Below are 21,163 nucleotides of genomic sequence, written 5' to 3' on the forward strand. Positions count from 1 at the left end.
AAAGGAGAGCGCTGTGGCTAAGAAAGTACAAAAAAGTCAAATAGAGGAGATTGTTGAGCAACTTCTTGAAAAAGGCCGTAAGAGCGGTGTGTTGACACAATCCGAGATTTCAGATGCTCTTCATGAGCAGACGGAAATTACTGCGGAACAATTAGATGATATTTATACGACTTTGGGTAAATTGAATGTAGAGATTGTGGCAGATATTGATGCTGATGATACAGATAGTCATACAATTGAAACGGATGAAGATGAAGACGAAGTTTCTAGCGAGAAGAAAATTTCTATCGATTTAAGTGTTGATTCTGGTGTTAATATTGATGACCCTGTACGAATGTACCTAAAAGAGATTGGTCGCGTACCATTGCTTTCAGCTGACGAAGAAATCGTATTAGCTAAGCAAATCGAAGCTGGTGCACAAGAGGATGCTACATATAAAGATATTCAACTTAGCAAAAAGGCTAAGAAAAAATTGGTAGATGCTAACTTGCGATTAGTTGTAAGTATCGCGAAACGTTATGTAGGTCGTGGTATGTTGTTCTTGGATCTAATCCAAGAAGGTAACCTAGGTCTGATTAAAGCGGTAGATAAATTCGATTATACTAAAGGTTATAAATTTTCTACGTATGCTACATGGTGGATTCGTCAAGCGATTACGCGTGCTATTGCAGACCAAGCTCGTACGATTCGTATTCCTGTACATATGGTAGAAACAATTAATAAATTGATTCGTATTTCTAGACAATTGTTGCAAGACAAGGGTCGTGAGCCATTGCCAGAAGAAATTGCTGAAGGTATGGGAATTACTGTAGAGCGGGTGCGTGAAATTCAGAAAATCGCCCAAGAGCCAGTATCTTTGGAAACTCCGATTGGTGAAGAGGAAGATTCCCATTTAGGGGACTTCATCGAGGACCAAGATGCAATTGCTCCAGATGATGCAGCTAGCTACATTTTATTGCAAGAGCAGATTGAAGATGTATTTACATGCTTGACTGATCGTGAGCAACAAGTCTTGATTTTACGTTTTGGTTTGAAGGATGGTAAGCCTCGTACATTGGAAGAAGTTGGTCAACATTTCAATGTAACAAGAGAACGTATTCGTCAGATTGAAGGTAAAGCGCTTACTAAATTGCGCAACCGCGGTAAACGTGATAAAATCAAAGACTTCTTATAAGATTTTGAATCTCTTAAGGGTTGTAATGCAGTGTTGTATAGCACTGTATTACAACCCTTTTGTGTTATAATAAAAAATGGTAATATCTTACAATAAAAAGCATTTTATGATAAGACTTACGTAATAGACAAGGGTTTCATGTAATAGCGATAAGTCTTATGTAATAGATATAAGTTAAACGCTTATGTAATAGATAGGAGATATAATGTTTACAGTTACTAAACGGTTAGAGGTGAGTGCATCTCATCAATTGAAACTAGATTATCCAAGTAAATGTCAAAATCTTCATGGGCATAACTGGATTATTACAGTTCATGCTCGCTCTGAAGAGTTAGATCATAATGGGATGGTTATCGACTTTACGATTATTAAAGAAAAAATTTATGGTCGCTTGGACCATCGCCATATCAACGATGTACTAGGCAATATTAATCCTACTGCGGAGAATATGGCAAAATGGATTGCTGATGAATTGGGCCCAAAATGCTTTAAAGTAGAGGTTCAAGAATCTGAAGGGAACACAGCTATTTATGAACGTGATTGAGATTTTTGACTCTATTGATGGGGAAGGTAGTCGGCAAGGTTTGCTGACTACATTTTTACGCCTCCATGATTGCAATATTCGCTGTTCCTATTGCGACACGACTTATAGCTACGGCATTGATAGTGTATTCACAGAGATGACTGTAGCTGAGGTGGCTGATGTTATTGAAAGCTTAGGCAATCATCGCATTACTATTACTGGTGGGGAGCCTCTATTACAAGAAGCTGCTGTTGTAGAGTTAATTGATGAATTAAATCGTCGGAAGGCTTTAAAGATACAAGACAGTTCATCAAGTCAAAGTGATTTAACTCGTATTAATGATGTAGATAAAGATGTAGATAAACGAGAGAGGCCTAATAATAGTCCTTATGATTTCAATATTGAAACAAATGGCACGATTATACCGAGCTTTCATAGAGATAATGTGTGGTTTACCTACGATTATAAAACGCCGTCCTCTTTAGCCGAAGAGTCTATGAATATAGATATATTCAAGGTGGCTACAGAACGTGATTTGATTAAGTTTGTCGTTGGTTCTCCAGAAGATTTGGATTGTATGCGTCGCATAATTAGTAAATATCCTACAGTGGCTCAAATATATGTATCGCCTGTATGGGGACAGATTGAGGCGGCATCGATTATCGATTATATGAAAACATATAATTTGCAGAATGTACGATTCCAACTGCAAATCCATAAATTTGTCTGGGATCCAGATGCAAAGGGTGTATAGTATTGTTAGGCTGTGTAGTATCAGTATCTTTTCTATGGTATGATATGAGGTCTGATGAAATCTTGATATAAAGGGGTAAATATGGATACAAAAAAAATAGAATCGCTTATATATCAGTTGTTAGAAGCATTAGGTGAGGATCCTAATCGGGACGGTTTGTTAGAAACACCGAAACGGGTGGCTCAAATGATGGAAGAGGTATATGAAGGCATTCAGTATACAAATGCTGAGATTGCAGAAATGTATGGTAAGACCTTCGCTGTAGATACAAACCAAATGGTAGTAGTAAAGGATATTACTTGCTTCTCTCATTGTGAACATCATATGGCATTGATGTATGATATGAGTATCAGTATTGGGTACATCCCAAAAGGTCGTGTCATAGGTTTATCTAAGATTCCCCGCATAGCTGAAATGTGCTGCAAGCGTTTACAATTGCAAGAAAAAATTGGTGAAGATATTGCGGAAGTAATTTCCTTAGCGACAGGGTCTGATGATGTTATTGTGCACATTACATCGTCTCACAGCTGCATGAGTGCACGAGGCATTAAATCTACAGATAGCCAAACGACTACACTAACTACTAAAGGCGTATTTAACGAAGATCATATGATTCACCGTTTTATGCTAATGAAATAGTCTTAGCGTTTGAGTTGCCTTGACTAAATGATAGTCTATTCGGTATAATTAATAAGCTAGAAACTAACTGAGGGCCTATAGCTCAGGGGTAGAGCAACCGGCTCATAACCGGTCGGTCCCTGGTTCGAACCCAGGTGGGCCCACCATTATGTTGACATCTACCGTCCTTGAGAATTCAAGGGCGGTTATTTTTATATGTAAATTATTTATTTGTGTAACTTAACAAAGCTTATTTTTGAATAGTATTATGTTTAGAAATAAATAAACGAGAACAAATATGTAAATAAATAAGCATAAAATAAGCAAAAAATAATCAAGAATAAATAATTAAGAATTAAGAATTAAGAATGAATAGTTAGTAATATATAATTAGTAATAGTAGAGGATGTTATGGAACCTAGACCTATGATGGACCGCCTAGAAGCGGTATTCTCAATCGTACCAAAGGCTCATGCCATTGCTGATATCGGTACCGATCATGGCTATTTAGCGGTAGAGCTCATCAATCGTCAACGCGCTGAATATGTCATTGCCGGTGATGTACATAAAGGTCCGTTAGAGTCTGCAAGATCATATGTTGAGTCTTGTGGACTAGCCGATAAAGTAGATTGTCGTTTAGGCGATGGTCTTAAAGTGACAGAAAAGGGCGAGTTGAACGGCGCCATTTGTTGTGGTATGGGTGGATTTTTAATGCGGGATATTGTAGATGCAGGCCCAGAACCATTAGAGTTCTATGTACTCCAACCACAGAATGGACAAAAAGAATTACGTCAATATATGGTTCAAAAGGGATATGTTATCGTTCTAGAAATCATCGTAGAAGATGCTGGTAAGCTCTATACAGCATTTTTAGCCGTGCGCAATGACTGCGTGGAAGCTTATACAGGTATGACTGAATATGTAGATGTTTATCAATCGTTACCGGAAGACTCCTTGTTGTGGTCTGTAGGGGCTTTATTGGAACAAGATAGACCACCACTTTGGATGAAATATATAGAGTATTTAATATATCAACGACAATGTGCATTAGATGATATGACAGAGAAATTAAATCATACTGATAAATATCAGGATTTAGAGCAGGAAGTTAATTTTCTTCGTAATCTTTTAGAGAATAAATAGAAAGAAGTGAGTTGTATGATAACAGTTCAACAAGTTATTACCTTGATGGAACAATTAGCACCGCGCTCCTATGCAGAGTCTTGGGATAATGTAGGTTTAATGGTGGGCGATCGGAATGTAGTTGTTACAGGTGTAGTGACTACGTTAGACGTAACAGAAGAAACCGTAGAATATGCTATTGAACAAAATTGTAATTTAATTGTTAGCCACCACCCATTAATCTTTAAAGGGTTGAAACAGATATCATGTGATACTGCTCAAGGGCGTACGATTAATAAGCTGATTCAACATAAGATTGCCGTATATAGTGCTCATACAAATCTTGATATCGCTCCAGGCGGTCTCAATGATATGTTGGCGAAGCAATTGGGACTCATAGATATAAAGGGCTTCATTAAAACTGGTGAAGAGGCGCTTTATAAGGTGACCACCTTTGTACCTGAAAGCTCGGCTGATGCGGTTCGCTTGGCGATGGGCGATGCAGGGGCAGGCCGAATTGGCAATTACGAGCATTGTAGTTTCAGTATCCATGGGGAAGGACGCTTTGTTGGTAATGAAGATTCTCATCCTGTCATTGGGGCAGCTGGCGCTTTGACCGTGGTTCCTGAGGTACAAGTGAATGCTATCGTTGATGGTACGTATTTAAGCAAAGTCGTAGCGGCTATGAAAGCTGTTCATCCATATGAAGAAGTTGCTTATGAGGTTTTGAATATAGTCGAGCCTACTAGTTCAACTCAATATCTAGGACGGGTAGGTCGCTTGCCTAATGCATTAAACTTAGATTCTTTCCGTGAGTGGGTACAAGAAGCGTTGCCTGATGCTAACATTCGTTTTGCTGGTATTGTGCCGAAAGCGATTCAATCCATTGCTCTATGCTCTGGTGCAGGTGCAGAATTTATTAAGGATGCTGCCCGGTTACATGTAGATGCCTATATTACAGGTGATGTAAAGTATCATGAGGCGCAAATGGCTAAGGAATTAGGCTTACTCGTAGTTGATGCGGGGCATTTTGGAACTGAGTCTATAGTGGCACATGGTTTACGTGACTATTTAATCTCTGCAGGGCTTACTGTTCCTGTGAAAGCTTTCACAGAACAAAATGATTTCTTCTTTGTGTAATGATGCATTTTCTTGCAACAAATTGTTAGCTATGATAAACTGAATTGAAGCAAGTATGAAAGACGGTTGCGAGTCTATAAGACTCGAGGAAAGTCCGAGCTCCATAGGGCAGGATGCCAGATAACGTCTGGCGAGGGTAACCTTAGGGAAAGTGCCATAGAAAAGGAAACCGCCACGTAAGTGGTAAGGGTGGAAAGGTGAGGTAAGAGCTCACCAGCAGTCTGGTAACAGGCTGGCTCGGTAAACCCCATCCGGAGCAAGACCGAATAGGGAAGGGTTAAGGGTGGTCCCGCCTACCTTCCGGGTTGTGTCGCTCGAGCGTGCAGGCGACTGTACGCCTAGAAAGATAATCGTCACCGCGCAAGCGGAACAGAACTCGGCTTATTGATTGCTTGCTTCTATATTTAACATATAATTGATAGTATATAAGATTGTAGATCTTTGTTAGGAGAAATTCATGGCAATTACAGCAATTACTAGTGTACAAGAATTTGATGAGAAAGTGCTTGGCGCTAAAGGTTTAGCTATTGTTGATTTTTGGGCTGGTTGGTGCGAACCATGCACTGTTATGCGCCCAGAGATTGAAGACGTAGCAGAGCGTTTAAAAGGTCAAGTAGAATTCTTTAGTGTTAATGCAGAAGATAAAAATCTTCGCGGTATTTTGTTAAAAGAAGATGTTGATGGTATTCCATCCTTAGTATTCTTCCGCGATGGCAAAATGCTCGATTCCCTTGTGGGCTATAAAAAAGCAGATATGCTTGAGTCTCTAATAAAGGAAGTTATCTGATTAATTAATAACTAGGAATTCTTAGGAAATGAATAACATGAGGCTGTATATAAGGAAAGTTAATTTCTTATATACAGCTTTTTTGTTAAATTTCATAGTTTTCAAGAATGTTAAGTGATATAATAAAATAGTAAAAATATGATTGTCATCATGTTGGTTGAACTTCTTCAAAGTGATAGAGGACGCTAATAAAATGATTTCCGTCATAAACGTTGTAGTTTATTAAGTAATATAATTATATTGCGCAAAGTTGTTGTAAGGAGGCTATATTCCATGAAGAATCGTATAAATAGTTTGTGGACACTCTTCCAAGAACGCCGTTTGAGTCGACGAACATTTATGAAATCCTGTGTAGCACTCACTGCTATTTTAGGACTACCTCCAACGATGTTAGACACCGTTGTTAAGGCCGCCGAAACAACTGAATTACCTACAGTGATTTGGTTGCATGGTCATGAATGTACTGGTTGTAGTGAATCTTTTATCCGTTCATCCTCTCCCTTTACTTCTGATGTTATTTTAAACATGATCTCTTTAGAATATGATGATACTTTGGCGGCAGCGTCTGGTGCACCATTAGAGGAACATTTAGAAAAAATCATCAAAGAAAAAGCCGGTAAATATATCTTGGCTGTTGAAGGTGGCGTACCACTTGATGAAGATGGTGTTTATTGCACAGTAGGTGGACGTACATTTAAAGAATCCCTATTAGAAGCAGCTAAAGGAGCTGCAGCAATCATAGAATATGGTTCTTGTGCTTCTTGGGGCGGTATACAGGCGGCAAAACCAAATCCAACAAATACAGTTTCTGTATCTTCCGTTGTATCTGGCAAGCCAATTATTAAGGTCCCTGGTTGTCCTCCAATTCCAGAGGTTATGACTGGCGTAATCATGCACTATGCATTATTCGGTCAAATTCCACCTCTTGATTCTCAAGGCCGTCCTAAACAATTTTATGGCAATCGCATTCACGACACATGCTACCGTCGTGCCTTCTTTGACTCTGGACTTTTTGTTGAAAAATTCGACGACGATGCATCCAAATCTGGTTGGTGTTTGTATAAAGTAGGTTGTCGTGGACCTCAAACATATAATTCTTGTGGTAACTTACGTTGGTGGAATGGTTTATCCTATCCAATTCAATCCGGTCACGGTTGTATTGGTTGCTCTGAAAAGGGCTTCTGGGATAATGACGTATTCTATAAACGTTTACCAGATATTCCATTGGCTAATACCATCACGACTGCTGATACAATCGGTACAGTAGCTGCTGTTGGTGCTACTGCAGCAGTTATCGTTCATGGTGCTGCAACTCTTACGCGTAATAAAATTCTTGATATGAAAGAAGAAAAACGCTTAAAAGAACAAGGCTTATGGGATGAAAAGAAACATAATAATGGAGGAGGTCACTAATGAAACGCGTAGTAGTAGATCCGATTTCCCGTATTGAAGGTCATTTACGGGTTGAAATAAAAGTTGATGAAGCGAGTGGTAAAGTAGAGGATGCATTGTCTTCTGGTACTGCTTGGCGCGGTATCGAACTTGTTGCTAAAGACCGCGATCCTCGTGACCTTTGGGCGTTCGTACAACGTATTTGTGGTGTATGTACTACAACACATGCCTTGGCTTCGTTAAGAGCTGTTGAAGATGCGCTTGGTATTACAATTCCTAAAAATGCAAACTATATACGTAATATTATGCATAGTAGTCTAGATGTGCATGATCATATTGTGCATTTCTATCATTTACATGCCCTTGACTGGGTTAGCCCGGTAGCAGCTCTTAGTGCCGACCCTGCTAAAACCGCACAATTACAAAATGATGTATTGGCTACATATAATGTAAGCGGTTTAGCACCTGCTGAAACAGCATCCAAAGACTCTGCTTATCCTAAAGAGTTTCCTAAGGCTACTACAGCCTACTTTACGGCTGTACAGCAAAAGGTTAAGAAAATAGTTGAATCTGGTCAGTTGGGTATTTTCTCTGCGCAATGGTGGGATCATCCTGATTATAATTTGTTGCCACCAGAGGTTCATTTGATGGCTGTATCCCATTACTTGAATATTCTTGACCGTCAACGGGATATTGTAATTCCTCACGTTGTATTTGGTGGTAAAAACCCTCATCCTCATTACATTGTAGGTGGTATGCCATGTTCTATATCGATGAATGATATGAATGCACCTATCAATACACAACGCCTTGGAGCTGTTGAACAATCTATTGCATTAGCTAAAGACTTAGTAGATAATTTTTATTTACCAGATTTACTAGCTATTGGCAAAATCTATGTAGAAAAAGGTATGATCGATGGTGGTGGCCTTGCGAAGAAACGCGTTATGTCTTATGGTGATTATCCAGATGATACTTACACAGGCACTTCTAATGGTGACTATCATAAGAAATGTATTGTTCGTTCCAATGGCGTTGTTGAAAACTTTGCGTTAGGTGTAGATAAAGCAACTTTCATCCCATTAGAAGGTAAGGATTTTATGGATCCTCAATACCTTAGTGAAGAGGTTGATCATTCCTGGTTTACATACCCAGATGGAACAAAAACACTTCATCCTATTGAAGGTGTTACTGATCCTAAATTTACGGGTCCTAAATCTGGTACAAAAGAAAAATGGGAATTCCTTGATGAAGATAAAAAATACTCTTGGATTAAATCTCCAACTTTCAAAGGGAAAACCGCGGAGGTCGGTCCATTAGCAAAATATATTGTTGTGTATACAAAGGTAAAACAAGGCATAATCAAAGACCCAACTTGGGCTGAATCTATGATTGTTCGTCAAATAGATACAGTATCACAAGTATTGGGTGTACCAGCTCATGTATGGATGACTACTATGGTGGGACGTACGGCATGTCGTGGTCTTGATGCACAAGTAGCGGTAAATATTAGCCAATACTTCTTTAACAAACTTGTATCTAATATCAAAAATGGTGATACTACAGTAGCGGATATGACTAAGTTTGAGCCAAACACATGGGATAAAGATGCTAAAGGTGTTGGCCTAGTAGATGCGCCTCGTGGTGGTTTGGGGCACTGGATACACATTAAAGATGGACGCTCTGCAAACTATCAATGTATCGTACCATCTACATGGAATGCGTGCCCTAAAACTGCAGCTAATGAACATGGTGCCTATGAAGATTCCATGATTGATACACATGTAAAAATTGCAGATAAACCACTTGAAATTTTGAAGGTAATTCACTCCTTTGATCCATGCCTCGCATGTGCAACCCATTTATACAATAGAAAAGGCGAAAAAATTGTTTCCGTCAATACAGATGCATTGTGTAAATAAAGGGTGGTGGGCTTATGTTAATACATACTGACAAAAAGGCGTATGTCGTATTTAGTCTATGGCTGCGCATATTCCACTGGACTATGGTGCTTAGTGTAACGGCTTTATTCTGGACAGGACTATATATCGGTGATCCAGGCTTTGCTGCGATTACGGGTAACCCTGAACCAACTTTTGCTATTGATGGCTGGTTCTCTATGGAAACTATGCGACGTGTTCATTTCATTGCAGGTGTTATCTTAACATTCTCCTTTATCTTCCGTTTTGCAGGCGCTCTTTGGAACCGAGGGGATAGATTATTACCTAAATTCCGTCAAAAACGGTATTGGTACGGTCTTAAAGAAACAACATTGCACTATTTAATGATTCCTCAAAAACATGAACATCATTGGCTTCGTAATTCCTTAGCTAGAACTGCGTATATGATGGTATACATTATGTTCTTCTTTGAAATCTTAACGGGTTTTGCAATGTATTCGATGGTTAATCCTAATGGTATTCTAGGAACTTTATTTGCACCAGTGATTACATTATTTGGTGGTGAATATAAAGTCCATGTTATCCATCACTACATTGCGTGGGGATTCTTGTTCTTTACTATTGTTCACGTGTATATGGCATTCCGAGAAGACGTTATGGAGGAATCCGGCGAAGTATCTGCTATGGTTTCGGGTATGAAATATTACGCTCATGACCCAATTGATATTGAAGATCTCAATGGTAAACGCCGTCGTGGGGAACGTATTGATAAACCATCTGGTACTACATATCGTCCAAGTGATCCTAATGATCCTAGAGAAAGAGAATTACAAGAAAATGACTAATACAAGTACTGATATCATCAGTGGCTTGAAACAATACGCGGACTCAGAGGGTCCGCGTATTGATTTAAACAGCCTTTATGATGATGGAGATAATGAAATTGTCCTACTTGGAGTCGGTAATATTTTGCTTACCGATGAGGGATTAGGTGTTCATGTAGTAAAAGAATTGAAAGAATCTTTCACATTTACACCTGCAATTTCCATTATTGATGGTGGCACTATGGGGATGGAATTACTCACGTATATGCGTGGTATGAAGAAAATTCTTCTTGTAGATGCTATTAATGGTGGAGATGCTCCAGGAACTATATATGAATTTCCTCATAAGGAATTGGAACAATATTTTACGGAACATATTTCTGTACATGAAGTAGGAATGCAAGATATTTTACGCATCCGTGCTATTCAAGAAGATCCATTAGAAGATGCAGTGGTTATTGGTGTAGAACCGGAATCATTGGAAATTGGTTTTGAACCTAGCGAGCCGGTACAATGTGCCTTGCCTGAGGTTAAAAAACGTATTTTGCATGTCCTACGAGAATGGGGCGTAACAGTTGAGCCTAAAGCATAAAGTGGAAATTTCATATAATGTATAGATAGCTTATAGAATGTAAAGATAGTTTCTGTATAGGAGTATTTATGATTGAAAATTATGGTAATGTTTGCGCCGTTTTAAATGAGTTGCGTTTGGCTCTAAAGAATTTGCGTGAAAATGGTGAGACATATTCGATTTATATTGAAAAAACAGGTTTAACAGAGGAAGAACAAGTTGAAGTATTAGAAACACTTGGACGCGGTCATATTACGATTAACTTTAATGAAACTGATCAACCTGTAGAATGGTATGAATCACAATTTTCTGGAATCTGGATTGGAACTTATAAAAATGGTCGCGATGATTCCATTTTACATACAGTAGAGGTCGCTAAATATCCAGTTGTAGCTGGTGCTTATATAGAAGATATGGAACTGGCGGAGGAAGATTTACAATCTTGGATTGATGCTGCTGGATTATAGTAAAGGAGACCCTTAACGGGTCTCTTTTTCATGAAAGATAGATGAAATTAGGCGTTTTTGATAATTTTATGATAAAAATTCATATAAATTTTTGATTAATAGTTAATTGAGCCAGAAATAATCAAATTTATTTATATATTATTAAAATAAATATTTTTTATAAATTGCTTTATTGAGTAGTCTTGCAAATAAATAAATATAAAATTAATTCGTTTAGCTTATATAAAGGATAAATGAAGTGCTTCATTGGCGTTTTACAGAGAAATAGCTTATTTACTGGCTTTATAAACATTATTAGGCCTATTGTTAACCTTTAGCATTTGCCTTAATTTACTAATTAACATAAAATATGTGAGTAAAATACTTTGGAGGATTTATGTTACTTTCTATTGTAGTGCCTGTATATAACGAAGAGGAAAATATAGCGAACTTTTATAAAGCTGTAACTGATGTTATGTCAGGTCTCACGTATGATTATGAATTAATCTTCGTGGATGATGGATCTAGTGATTCGTCAGCTATGATACTGCGTGAAATTGCATTCAATGATAAACATGTTAAAGTGTTATTGCTAGCTCGTAACTTTGGGCATCAAACGGCACTTACATGTGGGCTTGATTATGCTCATGGCGATGCAGTCATTACAATGGACGGTGATATGCAGCATCCACCGGCATTGATTCCTGAACTAGTTCGATTGTGGGAATCAGGGTATGATGTGGTGCGTACCATACGCGATTCAACTGATGACGCTAGTTGGGCTAAATCTTTCACGTCTAAGTATTATTACAAACTGATGAACAAAATGGCCGATGTTCCTATTGTTGAAGGCGGGTCCGATTTTCGCCTCATGAATAGTAAAGCATTGGGCACGTTGAAACGATTCAGAGAACATGGTCGATTTTTGCGTGGTATTGTCGGCGCCTTAGGGTACAGACAAGCAGAGTTGCACTTTGTGGCACCACCTCGATTTGCAGGTGTCTCAAAGTTTAGTGTGCGTAAAATGATTCGATTTGCTCTCGATGGTGTAACCGCTTTTTCAAGGGTGCCTTTACGGGCCGCCTTGTATGTAGGTGTACTTTGTGGTGGAATGAGCTTTTTGCTCATCTTACATCTTTTGTATGTATATCTTACAGGACAAGCTTTGAATGGGTGGACAACCTTGGGTGTATCAATCTTGTTTATTGGTGGAATTCAACTCGTCGGACTGGGAATTATTGGCGAGTATGTAGGTCGTATTTTTGAAGAGGTGAAGCAACGGCCTTTGTATTGGGTTAAGTCAGCTATAAATTTTGAAGAGCATGAAGAGGCTCCGTTACTCGGACCAAGCAGTGCAGATGTTTTTATGGCACCAGAGGCTTATACTAACAAAAGCAAAGAAGACTAGCTGTATTTGTGAATGCAAATAAATAGACGGTTAGTATATTTTGAATAAATAACTTACTTTAAAAGTTTTTTGGAAAGGAAGCATATGAAGTCAAAATATAGTAAGGTTAAAATAACGGCATTAACATTAACTTTTGTGTGTGCCACAACAGCCATGGTTGGCGCAACAACATTACAATATGGTGATAAGGGCAAAAGTGTTACAGCGGTTCAACAACAACTAATTAAACACGGCTATAATGCTACAGATAAAAATGGTGTATATGGTAAGGAAACGAAGTGGGCAGTTCGTCTGTTCCAACAAGATCGTGGCCTTCCGGTGGATGGTATCGTAGGCCCTGCTACGTATAATGCATTGATGGGTGCTCCTCGTTCTACGAAGGCAGTATTGACCCAAAATGCAGCGACTAAAGCAGTAGCAACGAAATCCGCTTTTACAAACAGTAATGCGACATCCCGTCGTATCGCTGGTCATTCCATTAATGGCAAGAACGTTAAATTAAACAATATTACGAAAAATGAAACACCTAGCAGCATTCACGCAATCTTGGCAGAAGCTGACAAATACCGTGGCGTACCATATGTATTTGGCGGTACAACTCCAAGTGGCTTTGACTGCTCCGGTTATGTTAAATATGTATTTGAAAAACAAGGTATTTCTTTACCGCGTTTGGCAGATGAACAGTATAATGTAGGTGTTGAAGTTTCTCGTGCGAACTTGAAAGCAGGGGATTTGGTATTCTTCGAAACTTATGAACCAGGTCCATCTCACTCCGGTATTTATATTGGCGATGGCAAGTTCATCAGCGCCACTTCCAGTCGTGGTGTTGCAGTAGCAGACCTTGATACTGGCTATTGGGGTGAACGTTACATCGGCGCAAAACGCGTTGTACGCTAATTTAATAACTAGCTATAAAAGAGGCTATACGAATCAATTTTGTTTTGTTGATTTGTATAACCTCTTTTTATGTTCATTATTTATGATTTAACTAGCATTGATTAAATTTGATTTTTACTTTTATTTTAAAAAATATGGATTTAAAATTATATTTTTTGCGGTTTGCTTGAATTGGTGTGAAAGTGCGTAAATTCCGCATAATCTCAATGTTTTTAATAGATTTTATATCGTTTTTGAGTTATAATGAAGAGTAAATAATTTTAGGAGGAATATACACATGAAGGGTAATGAACTGCGTCAAGCATACTTGCAGTTTTTTGAAAGTAAAGGACATTTAAAATTAGATAGTTTTTCTCTTATACCAGAAAACGATCCGTCTTTGTTATTGATTGGGGCAGGTATGGCGCCATTGAAGCCGTTCTTTACAGGTAAGTTGGTACCTCCTTGTCATCGTATTACAACAAGCCAAAAGTGTATGCGTACCGGTGACCTTGAAAACGTAGGTCGTACGGCTCGTCACCATACATTCTTTGAAATGCTTGGTAACTTCTCCTTCGGTGATTACTTCAAAAAAGAAGCTATTCACTGGGCATGGGAGTTCTTAACTGAAGTTATTAAACTCGATAAAAATAGACTATATGTCACTGTATATCCAGATGACCAAGAAGCGTATGATACATGGCATAATGATTGTGGTGTAGAGGAAAGCCATATTACACGCCTTGAAGATAACTTCTGGGAAATTGGTGAAGGCCCATGTGGTCCTGACAGTGAAATTTTCTTCGACCAAGGTCCTGAACATGGTTGTGATGACCCTAATTGCGCACCAGGTTGTGACTGTGATCGCTATCTTGAAATCTGGAACTTAGTATTTACACAATTCAATAAAATGCCAGATGGGTCTTATGAACCATTACAACACAAAAATATTGATACAGGCGCCGGTCTTGAACGATTGGCTTCCGTATTACAAGGTTGTAAAACAAATTTTGAAACCGATTTGATTTTCCCAATTATTGAAGCCACTGCAAAACGGGCCGGTGTGAAATATAACGAAGATCCAAATACAGATGTTTCTTTGAAGGTTATTGCTGACCATGCTCGTGCTGTCACTGCATTGATCTCCGATGGCGTATTGCCATCCAACGAAGGTCGCGGCTACGTATTGCGTCGTATTTTACGCCGTGCTGTACGTCATGGCCGTTTGCTTGGTATTGAAGGTATCTTCCTAACACCACTTATTGATGTAGTCGTAGACATTCTTGGCCCTGGTATTAAATCCATCGCTGAAAAACAAGACTTCGTTAAGCGTGTTGTACAAAATGAAGAAGAACGCTTCAACCAAACATTGGAACAAGGTCTTGAGTTATTAAACTCCTTGATTGATACACTTGCAGCTGAAAAAGCAACTGTTGTTCCTGGTACAGAAGTATTTAAACTATATGATACATATGGATTCCCTTGGGAATTAACAGAGGAAATAGCTTCTGAACGCGGCTTTACAATCGACCATGAAGGTTTTGAAGCTGCTATGAAAGAACAACGCGAACGCGCTCGTGAAGCTTGTGTAAAAGAAGATGCGAAGGTAGCAACACCAGACATTACATTCTTGAAAGATGAAGAACTTGTTGAAGATGAAGCAGAAACTACATCCTCCGTATTGATGCTTGGTAAAGGTTCTGAACGCTTACAAACAGCAGCTGATGGCGATGAAATTACTGTTATCGTACGCACTACTCCTTTCCATGCGGAAGGGGGCGGTCAATTAGGTGATACAGGCTTTATCGTGGGCCCAATGGGTAAGGTAGAGGTTCATAATACAAAACGTTTACCAGAAGGCACTGTATACCATATCGGTACTGTTGTAGAAGGTTCTATTTCTGAAGGCGATGATGTAACACTTGAAGTAGATACAGCTCGTCGTGCAGCAATGGCTCGCAACCATACAGCAACACACTTGTTACATGCAGCATTGAAAAAGGTTCTTGGCGAGCATGTTAACCAAGCGGGTTCTCTAGTAACTCCTGATTACTTGCGTTTTGACTTCACTCATTTCTCCCCTGTAACACAAGAGGAACTTGATCAAATCGAAGTACTTGTAAATGAAGAAATTTTAAAAGCTACGGACCTAGCTATCGCTGAAATGTCAATGGACGAAGCAAAAGCGAAAGGTGCGATGGCACTCTTTGGAGATAAATATGGCGATGTAGTTCGCGTTGTAGAGGTTCCTGGCTTCTCCGTTGAATTATGTGGTGGCTCTCATGTAGGCAATACAGCTTTCATCAGTTCCTTCCGTTTAACATCTGAAGCTGGTATCGGTTCTGGTGTACGTCGTATTGAAGCGATTACAGGTCGTGCAGCTCTCGATGCAGCCAAACATGATCGTTTAACTATCGAACGCATGGCAGGGGAACTTAAAACTAAAGCTCCTCAAGTAGAAGAACGCTTACATCAAGTATTGGCAGAAGCAAAAGAAACTGCTAAGGAATTAGAACAAATTCGTAAAGAAGTTTCGGCAGCGGGTGCAGCTGACATCGTTGCTGGTAAAGTTGTGATAGGTGATGTTGAATTTGTTGCCGCAGCTGTAAAGGCGTCCTCCGTTGATGAATTGCGTGATTTAGCTGATTTGGGCCTTGATAAATTGAATGGCTCTGGTGTGGTTCTTGTAGGCGCTGCTATGGGCGATGATAAGGTAAACTTTGTATGTAAAGTATCTAAAGATGTCGTTGCTAAAGGTGCAAAAGCAGGTAATATTGTTAAAGCAGCAGCTCAAGTAGCTGGAGGTAATGGCGGTGGCCGTCCGGATATGGCACAAGCAGGTGGCAAAGAGCCAGCTAAATTAATGGAAGCCTTAAAAGCTGGTGGTGAAGCCTTAAAATCTATGTTACAATAGGCATATAATTTTATAATTATACTTGTATCTGTTATAGAAATTTTTTATAATGCATAAAAAGTTACTGACTTTGTAGCTTTAATTCAAGTATAATAGTAGGTGAGATTTCACTTGTATGGTGAAATCTGCCGATGTAATAAAAAGGAGGGATACGATGAACGTTTCAGATGAAACCATGTTATTCCGTAAAGTAGACGATGAACCGATGACCGCTGAAGAGGTGCTCACTCGCGTTTATCAATCTATTCAAGAAAAAGGTTACAATCCAATTAATCAAATCTTAGGGTATCTAATCTCTGGAGATCCTGCGTATATAACAAGTTATAATAATGCGCGTTCCGATATCCGCCGTTTAGAGCGTGATGACTTGATTGAAGAATTGTTGAAAGAATACGCAAAGGCTAAACAACTATAATGAGAATTATGTCATTAGATGTAGGCAGCCGTACTATTGGTATTGCCTGTAGCGATGCACTGCTCATGACTGCACAAGGTATTGAAACCATTCGTAGAACATCTCTAGAAAAAGACTTTAATCGCTTACAAGAACTCATTTCTGAATATGAAGTACATGAACTTGTGGTAGGTATGCCGAAAAATATGAATGGTACAAAAGGTGAACGGGCTGAAAAGACTGAAGAATTCGTTGCAAAAATGAAGGAAGTCATCGATTTACCTGTTACATATTGGGATGAGCGGTTATCTACTGTTATGGCTGAACGTCAACTCATCGCAGCTGATGTGAGCCGTAAAAAGCGTAAATCCGTTATCGATAAAATGGCAGCGGTTGTAATTTTGCAAGGATATCTAGATCGCTTGCAGTTTAATAAATAAGTATTTTTCCTTAAGGAGGGTTTCCAATGGTTGACCAAAATTTTGAAGGTGAAGTGTATTATTTGGAATTCGAAGACGAACATGGTAATAAACAATACTTCACAGAAGATGTTATCTTGAGCCATGAAGGTCAAGAGTATGCCGTTCTTGTACATGTACAAGATGAAGATGCCGACCATGAAGGTCAAGATGACACGTACATGATCTTGGCTCGCATCGAAACAAATGAAGAAGGTGTAGAAGAATACGTACCTTTGGATGAAGAAGATGAAAACTTTGAAACTCTAGTAAAACTGTATGAAGACATGGATGAAGACGAATAATTGTTTTTAGCATAAATTTAGCGTGTTGTCAGTGGACAATGCGCTATTTTTATTTTGTTATACCTTATCATTGTTGTACAAAGAAGGGACTTCATTCATGCTAAGGGCATAACAAATATATAAAATTAATATATTGCATAAAATGGAATAAGTGGAATCATTGCCCTTTTATATAGGGGAAATATAGAGTTTATGGTATAATGAATTGATATACTGTTATGTTACAGAAAGGAACTCAACAACGTGAGAAAAGCCTTAAGATATATTTTGATCCTAGTTATTGTAGGTATATTAATTATTGGTGGAGGCCTAGGTGCATTGTACTTTGTACCGAATACCTTTGCTCAAGATGATGGAACACAAGTAGTCGTTATTGAAAAAGGTCAAACGGGTACTGAAATTGCAGATATGCTTTTTGAAAGAGGGCTTATTCGCTCAACTCAAGGCTTTAAGCTCTGGTTATATTTGAGCGGTACCAATGATAAGCTTCAAACTGGCCATTATCAAATACCTAATAAAGTAACTGTGCGCGAACTCATTTCTTTGTTACAAGAAGGTCATGTAGAATCTATTCGTGTTACAATTCCAGAAGGATATACAGTTGGTGATATTGCTATCGTTCTTGAAAAGAATCAAATTATGAAGGCGAAGGACTTCTTAGCTGAAGCTAAGACCTATGTACCATACCCTTATATGAAAGGTACAAAACCTGCTACATATCCTGTAGAAGGCTTCTTGTTCCCAAGCACGTATGAAATCCCCGTAGGTGCTACGCCTCGTGATGTTATTCAAATGATGGCTGACGAAATGAATCGTTACCTTACACCAGCTGTGAAGAAACAAATTCAAGCTCAACATATGAGTATTCATGACTTTGTAACCTTGGCGTCTATTGTTGAACGAGAATCTTTATTTGATGCAGACCGTCCAACTATTGCAGGGGTATTCAAAAAGCGTCTAGCTCATGGTATTCCATTGCAATCTGATGCGACTATTTCCTATGTGCTTGGTTATGCAAAGGAAAATGTAACGATTGGGGATACACAATTGCAAAGCCCATATAATACATATGTATCTAAAGGTTTACCACCAGGTCCAATTGCAAATCCTGGTAAAAAAGCTCTAGATGCAGTATTACATTCTGAAAATACAGATTATTTATACTTCGTAGCAGATAAAGAGGGGCATAATCACTTCTCTAAATCATACGAAGAACATTTAGCAGCGGTTAATAAAATTTATGGTGCTGATACAGTTAAAAATTCTTCTGCTAATACTGAAGTAGCTGCACAAGCTGGCCCTAACTATGACGTAGCAGTAGCGACTACAGAGCCTAATTATAATTATAGTTCTGCAGAAGCGGTGGAAGCAGATTCTCAATATGTTGACGTAGAACCTAGTTATAAATACACACCAACTACAGTTCCAGCAGCTGAGATTCCAGATCCTATACCAGGTTCAACACAAAATCAATCATCGACGCAAGTCACGCCGGCTACTCCATCCTATGGAAATAATACAAATAACAATACGTATGTACCAACGACGACACCTGTACCTGAATCGATGCAGAATGTGATTCCTAATGCACAACAAGTACCACAAATTCAGGTAGAACCTGCAAATCCTGCTGAACGCTCTACGTTGGTAGTTCCTAGTGGTACTAACAATAGATAATGTAGGAGATTTAATCTACTTTCATGACATTAAATGATATTTTAAATGAACAGCGTATTTACGCGATGATTAATGATGTGCCGATTTTACGAGAATCTGAGGTTCATCTATTTGAAGAATTAATAGGTTTGTACCGGCCCACCTCTGTGTTAGAGGTGGGCACAGCCATTGGTTACTCGGCTTTGTTGATGGCTCCGCTACTCGACGAGGAAGAGGGGCATATTACATCCATTGAACTGGATGATGTGCGTCACGAAATGGCGAAATATTATATTAACCAATCCGATTATGCCGATAACATTACATTGCTGAAAGGCGATGCGTCTCAAGTCTTAACGGAACTCACAGGCGAATATGATCTAGTGTTTTTAGATGGTCCAAAGGGGCAATATTTAAAACAACTTGAACTTATTCTGCCACATGTGAAAGAAGGGGGCGTCATTCTTGCAGATAATGTACTCTTTAGAGGCTATGTAAGGGGCGATAAGGAACCACCAAAACGGTTCAAAACCATCGTAAAACGGTTACAAGAATACTTAACATATGTTGAAAATAAAGAATTGTTTAACACTACTATTTATCCAATGGGTGATGGTATGAGTGTGAGTGTGTGGAAAGGGCACAACAAATAATGGCAGAACATTTTATGGAATTGCTTTGTCCTGCAGGTAATATGGACAAGCTTAAAATGGCTATCCGCTATGGGGCGGATGCCGTATATTGCGCAGGCAAACGTTTTGGCTTGCGCGCAGGTAACTCTAATTTCTCCGACGAGGAATTAAAGGAAGCTGTAGAATTTGTACATGCAAATGGCAAAAAGATTCATGTTACATGTAATATCATTCCTCATAACGAGGACTTCGAAGGTTTAGAGGACTATTTGAAATTTCTTGAAAGCATCGGTGTTGATGCTATCATCGTTGCAGACATGGGGATTTTTAGCCTTGCTAAGCGCGTGGCTCCAGGTTTAGAGCTTCATGTAAGTACACAAGCTTCTACTACGAATTGGCATACAGTTCAGATGTGGAAAGAGCTTGGTGCCACACGTGTTGTAGCGGCTCGTGAAGTATCCTTAGCAGATCTTAAAGAAATGAAGGATCATGTAGATATTGAAATTGAGTCCTTCGTACATGGTTCTATGTGTATTTCTTACTCTGGTCGCTGCTTATTGTCTAACTATATGACAGGTAATCGCGATGCGAACCGTGGTCAATGTTCTCAATCTTGTCGATGGAAATATTCTCTTGTGGAATCTAATCGACCTGGTGAATATTACCCAATCGAAGAAGATGAACATGGCACGTATATCTTTAACTCTAAAGACTTGTGTTTAATTCACCGCATTCCAGATCTATATGAAGCTGGTATTGATAGCCTTAAAATCGAAGGTCGCATGAAATCCGTTCACTACTGTGCCACAGTGGCAAAAGTATATCGCACAGCGATTGATACATACCTTAAAGAAGGTAAAGATTGGTACGTTCGTCCAGAATGGATTGCAGAATTAGAAAAGATTTCCCATCGCCCTTATACAGACGGCTTTGCTGAAGGTCGTCCTGATGAAACGGCGCAAAACTATGGTAAATCTACGAATACTCAAAGTCATGACTTCATCGGTTTAGTTATGGGCTACAACGAAGAAGAAAAATACGTTGATCTTGAACAACGTAATAACTTTAAGGTGGGCGATAAGGTAGAGTTCTGCCAGCCAAAAGGGGAACTCGTTGAAACGGTAATTGAAAAAATGACAGATGAAGATGGCAATCCTATCGATGTAGCACCTCATGCACAAATGAAAGTTCGCATCTATATGGATACACCTCTTGAACCTTACTCCATGATGCGTCGTGAGTGCAAACCTAAAGAGGATGAATAGTTT

The 21,163-nt window shown here is 39.0% G+C and carries 21 protein-coding genes, 1 tRNA gene and 1 other RNA gene; all 23 read left to right on the forward strand.

Annotated elements, in window-relative coordinates; all coding sequences use genetic code 11:
- The first annotated feature begins 13 nt into the window (after positions 1 to 13).
- Entirely contained in the window at positions 14 to 1,174 is a 1,161-nt protein-coding gene (gene rpoD / locus NE668_RS00950; RefSeq protein WP_004696398.1) for an RNA polymerase sigma factor RpoD, read from the forward strand.
- Between the two features lie 205 nt (positions 1,175 to 1,379).
- Positions 1,380 to 1,718 carry a 6-carboxytetrahydropterin synthase QueD gene (gene queD / locus NE668_RS00955; protein WP_227037093.1) on the forward strand — a complete coding sequence of 113 codons (339 nt, stop codon included), beginning with the start codon at positions 1,380 to 1,382 and terminating at the stop codon, positions 1,716 to 1,718.
- Positions 1,705 to 2,451, forward strand: a complete 747-nt coding sequence (locus NE668_RS00960) for a 4Fe-4S cluster-binding domain-containing protein (protein WP_227037092.1) — start codon at positions 1,705 to 1,707, stop codon at positions 2,449 to 2,451. Before queD ends, NE668_RS00960 begins: the two co-directional genes overlap by 14 nt.
- 81 nt (positions 2,452 to 2,532) lie before the next feature.
- The gene (gene folE, locus NE668_RS00965; RefSeq protein ID WP_008601351.1) at positions 2,533 to 3,090 is read left to right on the forward strand and encodes a GTP cyclohydrolase I FolE; all 558 of its coding nucleotides are present in this window, start codon (positions 2,533 to 2,535) and stop codon (positions 3,088 to 3,090) included.
- Between the two features lie 71 nt (positions 3,091 to 3,161).
- Positions 3,162 to 3,236 (forward strand) — tRNA-Ile (locus NE668_RS00970).
- 244 nt (positions 3,237 to 3,480) lie between these two features.
- Positions 3,481 to 4,212: a tRNA (adenine(22)-N(1))-methyltransferase gene (locus NE668_RS00975; protein WP_077708558.1), complete on the forward strand. Its 732-nt coding sequence runs from the start codon at positions 3,481 to 3,483 to the stop codon at positions 4,210 to 4,212.
- A gap of 15 nt (positions 4,213 to 4,227) precedes the next feature.
- The gene (locus NE668_RS00980; RefSeq protein WP_227037091.1) at positions 4,228 to 5,331 is read left to right on the forward strand and encodes a Nif3-like dinuclear metal center hexameric protein; all 1,104 of its coding nucleotides are present in this window, start codon (positions 4,228 to 4,230) and stop codon (positions 5,329 to 5,331) included.
- Positions 5,332 to 5,380: 49 nt separating this feature from the next.
- An RNA gene (rnpB, locus tag NE668_RS00985) (RNase P RNA component class A) lies at positions 5,381 to 5,731 on the forward strand.
- A gap of 57 nt (positions 5,732 to 5,788) precedes the next feature.
- Entirely contained in the window at positions 5,789 to 6,118 is a 330-nt protein-coding gene (locus NE668_RS00990; RefSeq protein ID WP_004698670.1) for a thioredoxin family protein, read from the forward strand.
- Between the two features lie 273 nt (positions 6,119 to 6,391).
- A complete protein-coding gene (locus NE668_RS00995; protein ID WP_004696383.1) occupies positions 6,392 to 7,531 on the forward strand; it encodes a hydrogenase small subunit in 1,140 nt (379 codons plus the stop codon).
- Positions 7,531 to 9,432, forward strand: coding sequence for a nickel-dependent hydrogenase large subunit (locus NE668_RS01000; protein WP_227037090.1), 1,902 nt, complete (start codon positions 7,531 to 7,533; stop codon positions 9,430 to 9,432). The genes NE668_RS00995 and NE668_RS01000 overlap by 1 nt, the downstream gene beginning before the upstream one ends.
- 14 nt (positions 9,433 to 9,446) lie before the next feature.
- The gene (cybH, locus tag NE668_RS01005) at positions 9,447 to 10,256 is read left to right on the forward strand and encodes a Ni/Fe-hydrogenase, b-type cytochrome subunit (RefSeq protein WP_118091347.1); all 810 of its coding nucleotides are present in this window, start codon (positions 9,447 to 9,449) and stop codon (positions 10,254 to 10,256) included.
- Positions 10,249 to 10,827 carry a HyaD/HybD family hydrogenase maturation endopeptidase gene (locus NE668_RS01010; RefSeq protein WP_021148321.1) on the forward strand — a complete coding sequence of 193 codons (579 nt, stop codon included), beginning with the start codon at positions 10,249 to 10,251 and terminating at the stop codon, positions 10,825 to 10,827. Before cybH ends, NE668_RS01010 begins: the two co-directional genes overlap by 8 nt.
- 68 nt (positions 10,828 to 10,895) lie before the next feature.
- The gene (locus tag NE668_RS01015; protein WP_021148320.1) at positions 10,896 to 11,273 is read left to right on the forward strand and encodes a hydrogenase expression/formation C-terminal domain-containing protein; all 378 of its coding nucleotides are present in this window, start codon (positions 10,896 to 10,898) and stop codon (positions 11,271 to 11,273) included.
- A 376-nt stretch (positions 11,274 to 11,649) separates the two neighbouring features.
- On the forward strand, positions 11,650 to 12,660 hold the full coding sequence (locus NE668_RS01020; protein WP_004696372.1) for a glycosyltransferase family 2 protein: 1,011 nt from the start codon (positions 11,650 to 11,652) through the stop codon (positions 12,658 to 12,660).
- Positions 12,661 to 12,744: 84 nt separating this feature from the next.
- On the forward strand, positions 12,745 to 13,557 hold the full coding sequence (locus NE668_RS01025; protein ID WP_004696370.1) for a C40 family peptidase: 813 nt from the start codon (positions 12,745 to 12,747) through the stop codon (positions 13,555 to 13,557).
- Between the two features lie 277 nt (positions 13,558 to 13,834).
- Positions 13,835 to 16,450 carry an alanine--tRNA ligase gene (gene alaS, locus NE668_RS01030; protein ID WP_227037089.1) on the forward strand — a complete coding sequence of 872 codons (2,616 nt, stop codon included), beginning with the start codon at positions 13,835 to 13,837 and terminating at the stop codon, positions 16,448 to 16,450.
- Between the two features lie 154 nt (positions 16,451 to 16,604).
- Positions 16,605 to 16,865 carry an IreB family regulatory phosphoprotein gene (locus NE668_RS01035; RefSeq protein WP_004696366.1) on the forward strand — a complete coding sequence of 87 codons (261 nt, stop codon included), beginning with the start codon at positions 16,605 to 16,607 and terminating at the stop codon, positions 16,863 to 16,865.
- Complete coding sequence (ruvX, locus tag NE668_RS01040) at positions 16,865 to 17,284, forward strand: Holliday junction resolvase RuvX (protein WP_004696363.1); 420 nt, start codon at positions 16,865 to 16,867, stop codon at positions 17,282 to 17,284. Before NE668_RS01035 ends, ruvX begins: the two co-directional genes overlap by 1 nt.
- Before the next feature lie 26 nt (positions 17,285 to 17,310).
- Complete coding sequence (locus tag NE668_RS01045) at positions 17,311 to 17,607, forward strand: DUF1292 domain-containing protein (protein WP_008601328.1); 297 nt, start codon at positions 17,311 to 17,313, stop codon at positions 17,605 to 17,607.
- Between the two features lie 243 nt (positions 17,608 to 17,850).
- A complete protein-coding gene (mltG, locus tag NE668_RS01050; protein ID WP_004696358.1) occupies positions 17,851 to 19,284 on the forward strand; it encodes an endolytic transglycosylase MltG in 1,434 nt (477 codons plus the stop codon).
- A 23-nt stretch (positions 19,285 to 19,307) separates the two neighbouring features.
- Positions 19,308 to 19,916, forward strand: coding sequence for an O-methyltransferase (locus tag NE668_RS01055; RefSeq protein WP_004697053.1), 609 nt, complete (start codon positions 19,308 to 19,310; stop codon positions 19,914 to 19,916).
- Positions 19,916 to 21,160: a peptidase U32 family protein gene (locus tag NE668_RS01060; protein ID WP_227037088.1), complete on the forward strand. Its 1,245-nt coding sequence runs from the start codon at positions 19,916 to 19,918 to the stop codon at positions 21,158 to 21,160. Before NE668_RS01055 ends, NE668_RS01060 begins: the two co-directional genes overlap by 1 nt.
- The last annotated feature ends 3 nt before the right edge of the window (positions 21,161 to 21,163 follow it).

This window comes from Veillonella parvula (assembly GCF_024461875.1).
In the GTDB taxonomy this organism is placed as follows: domain Bacteria; phylum Bacillota; class Negativicutes; order Veillonellales; family Veillonellaceae; genus Veillonella; species Veillonella parvula_I.

Bases quoted from the DNA above. Each gene is read 5' to 3' on its own strand.
- queD (WP_227037093.1), top strand. From the start codon at position 1,380: ATGTTTACAGTTACTAAACGGTTAGAGGTGAGTGCATCTCATCAATTG.
- NE668_RS00960 (WP_227037092.1), top strand. From the start codon at position 1,705: ATGAACGTGATTGAGATTTTTGACTCTATTGATGGGGAAGGTAGTCGG.
- folE (WP_008601351.1), top strand. From the start codon at position 2,533: ATGGATACAAAAAAAATAGAATCGCTTATATATCAGTTGTTAGAAGCA.
- NE668_RS00975 (WP_077708558.1), top strand. From the start codon at position 3,481: ATGGAACCTAGACCTATGATGGACCGCCTAGAAGCGGTATTCTCAATC.
- NE668_RS00980 (WP_227037091.1), top strand. From the start codon at position 4,228: ATGATAACAGTTCAACAAGTTATTACCTTGATGGAACAATTAGCACCG.
- NE668_RS00990 (WP_004698670.1), top strand. From the start codon at position 5,789: ATGGCAATTACAGCAATTACTAGTGTACAAGAATTTGATGAGAAAGTG.
- NE668_RS00995 (WP_004696383.1), top strand. From the start codon at position 6,392: ATGAAGAATCGTATAAATAGTTTGTGGACACTCTTCCAAGAACGCCGT.
- NE668_RS01000 (WP_227037090.1), top strand. From the start codon at position 7,531: ATGAAACGCGTAGTAGTAGATCCGATTTCCCGTATTGAAGGTCATTTA.
- cybH (WP_118091347.1), top strand. From the start codon at position 9,447: ATGTTAATACATACTGACAAAAAGGCGTATGTCGTATTTAGTCTATGG.
- NE668_RS01010 (WP_021148321.1), top strand. From the start codon at position 10,249: ATGACTAATACAAGTACTGATATCATCAGTGGCTTGAAACAATACGCG.
- NE668_RS01015 (WP_021148320.1), top strand. From the start codon at position 10,896: ATGATTGAAAATTATGGTAATGTTTGCGCCGTTTTAAATGAGTTGCGT.
- NE668_RS01020 (WP_004696372.1), top strand. From the start codon at position 11,650: ATGTTACTTTCTATTGTAGTGCCTGTATATAACGAAGAGGAAAATATA.
- NE668_RS01025 (WP_004696370.1), top strand. From the start codon at position 12,745: ATGAAGTCAAAATATAGTAAGGTTAAAATAACGGCATTAACATTAACT.
- alaS (WP_227037089.1), top strand. From the start codon at position 13,835: ATGAAGGGTAATGAACTGCGTCAAGCATACTTGCAGTTTTTTGAAAGT.
- NE668_RS01035 (WP_004696366.1), top strand. From the start codon at position 16,605: ATGAACGTTTCAGATGAAACCATGTTATTCCGTAAAGTAGACGATGAA.
- ruvX (WP_004696363.1), top strand. From the start codon at position 16,865: ATGAGAATTATGTCATTAGATGTAGGCAGCCGTACTATTGGTATTGCC.
- NE668_RS01045 (WP_008601328.1), top strand. From the start codon at position 17,311: ATGGTTGACCAAAATTTTGAAGGTGAAGTGTATTATTTGGAATTCGAA.
- NE668_RS01055 (WP_004697053.1), top strand. From the start codon at position 19,308: ATGACATTAAATGATATTTTAAATGAACAGCGTATTTACGCGATGATT.
- NE668_RS01060 (WP_227037088.1), top strand. From the start codon at position 19,916: ATGGCAGAACATTTTATGGAATTGCTTTGTCCTGCAGGTAATATGGAC.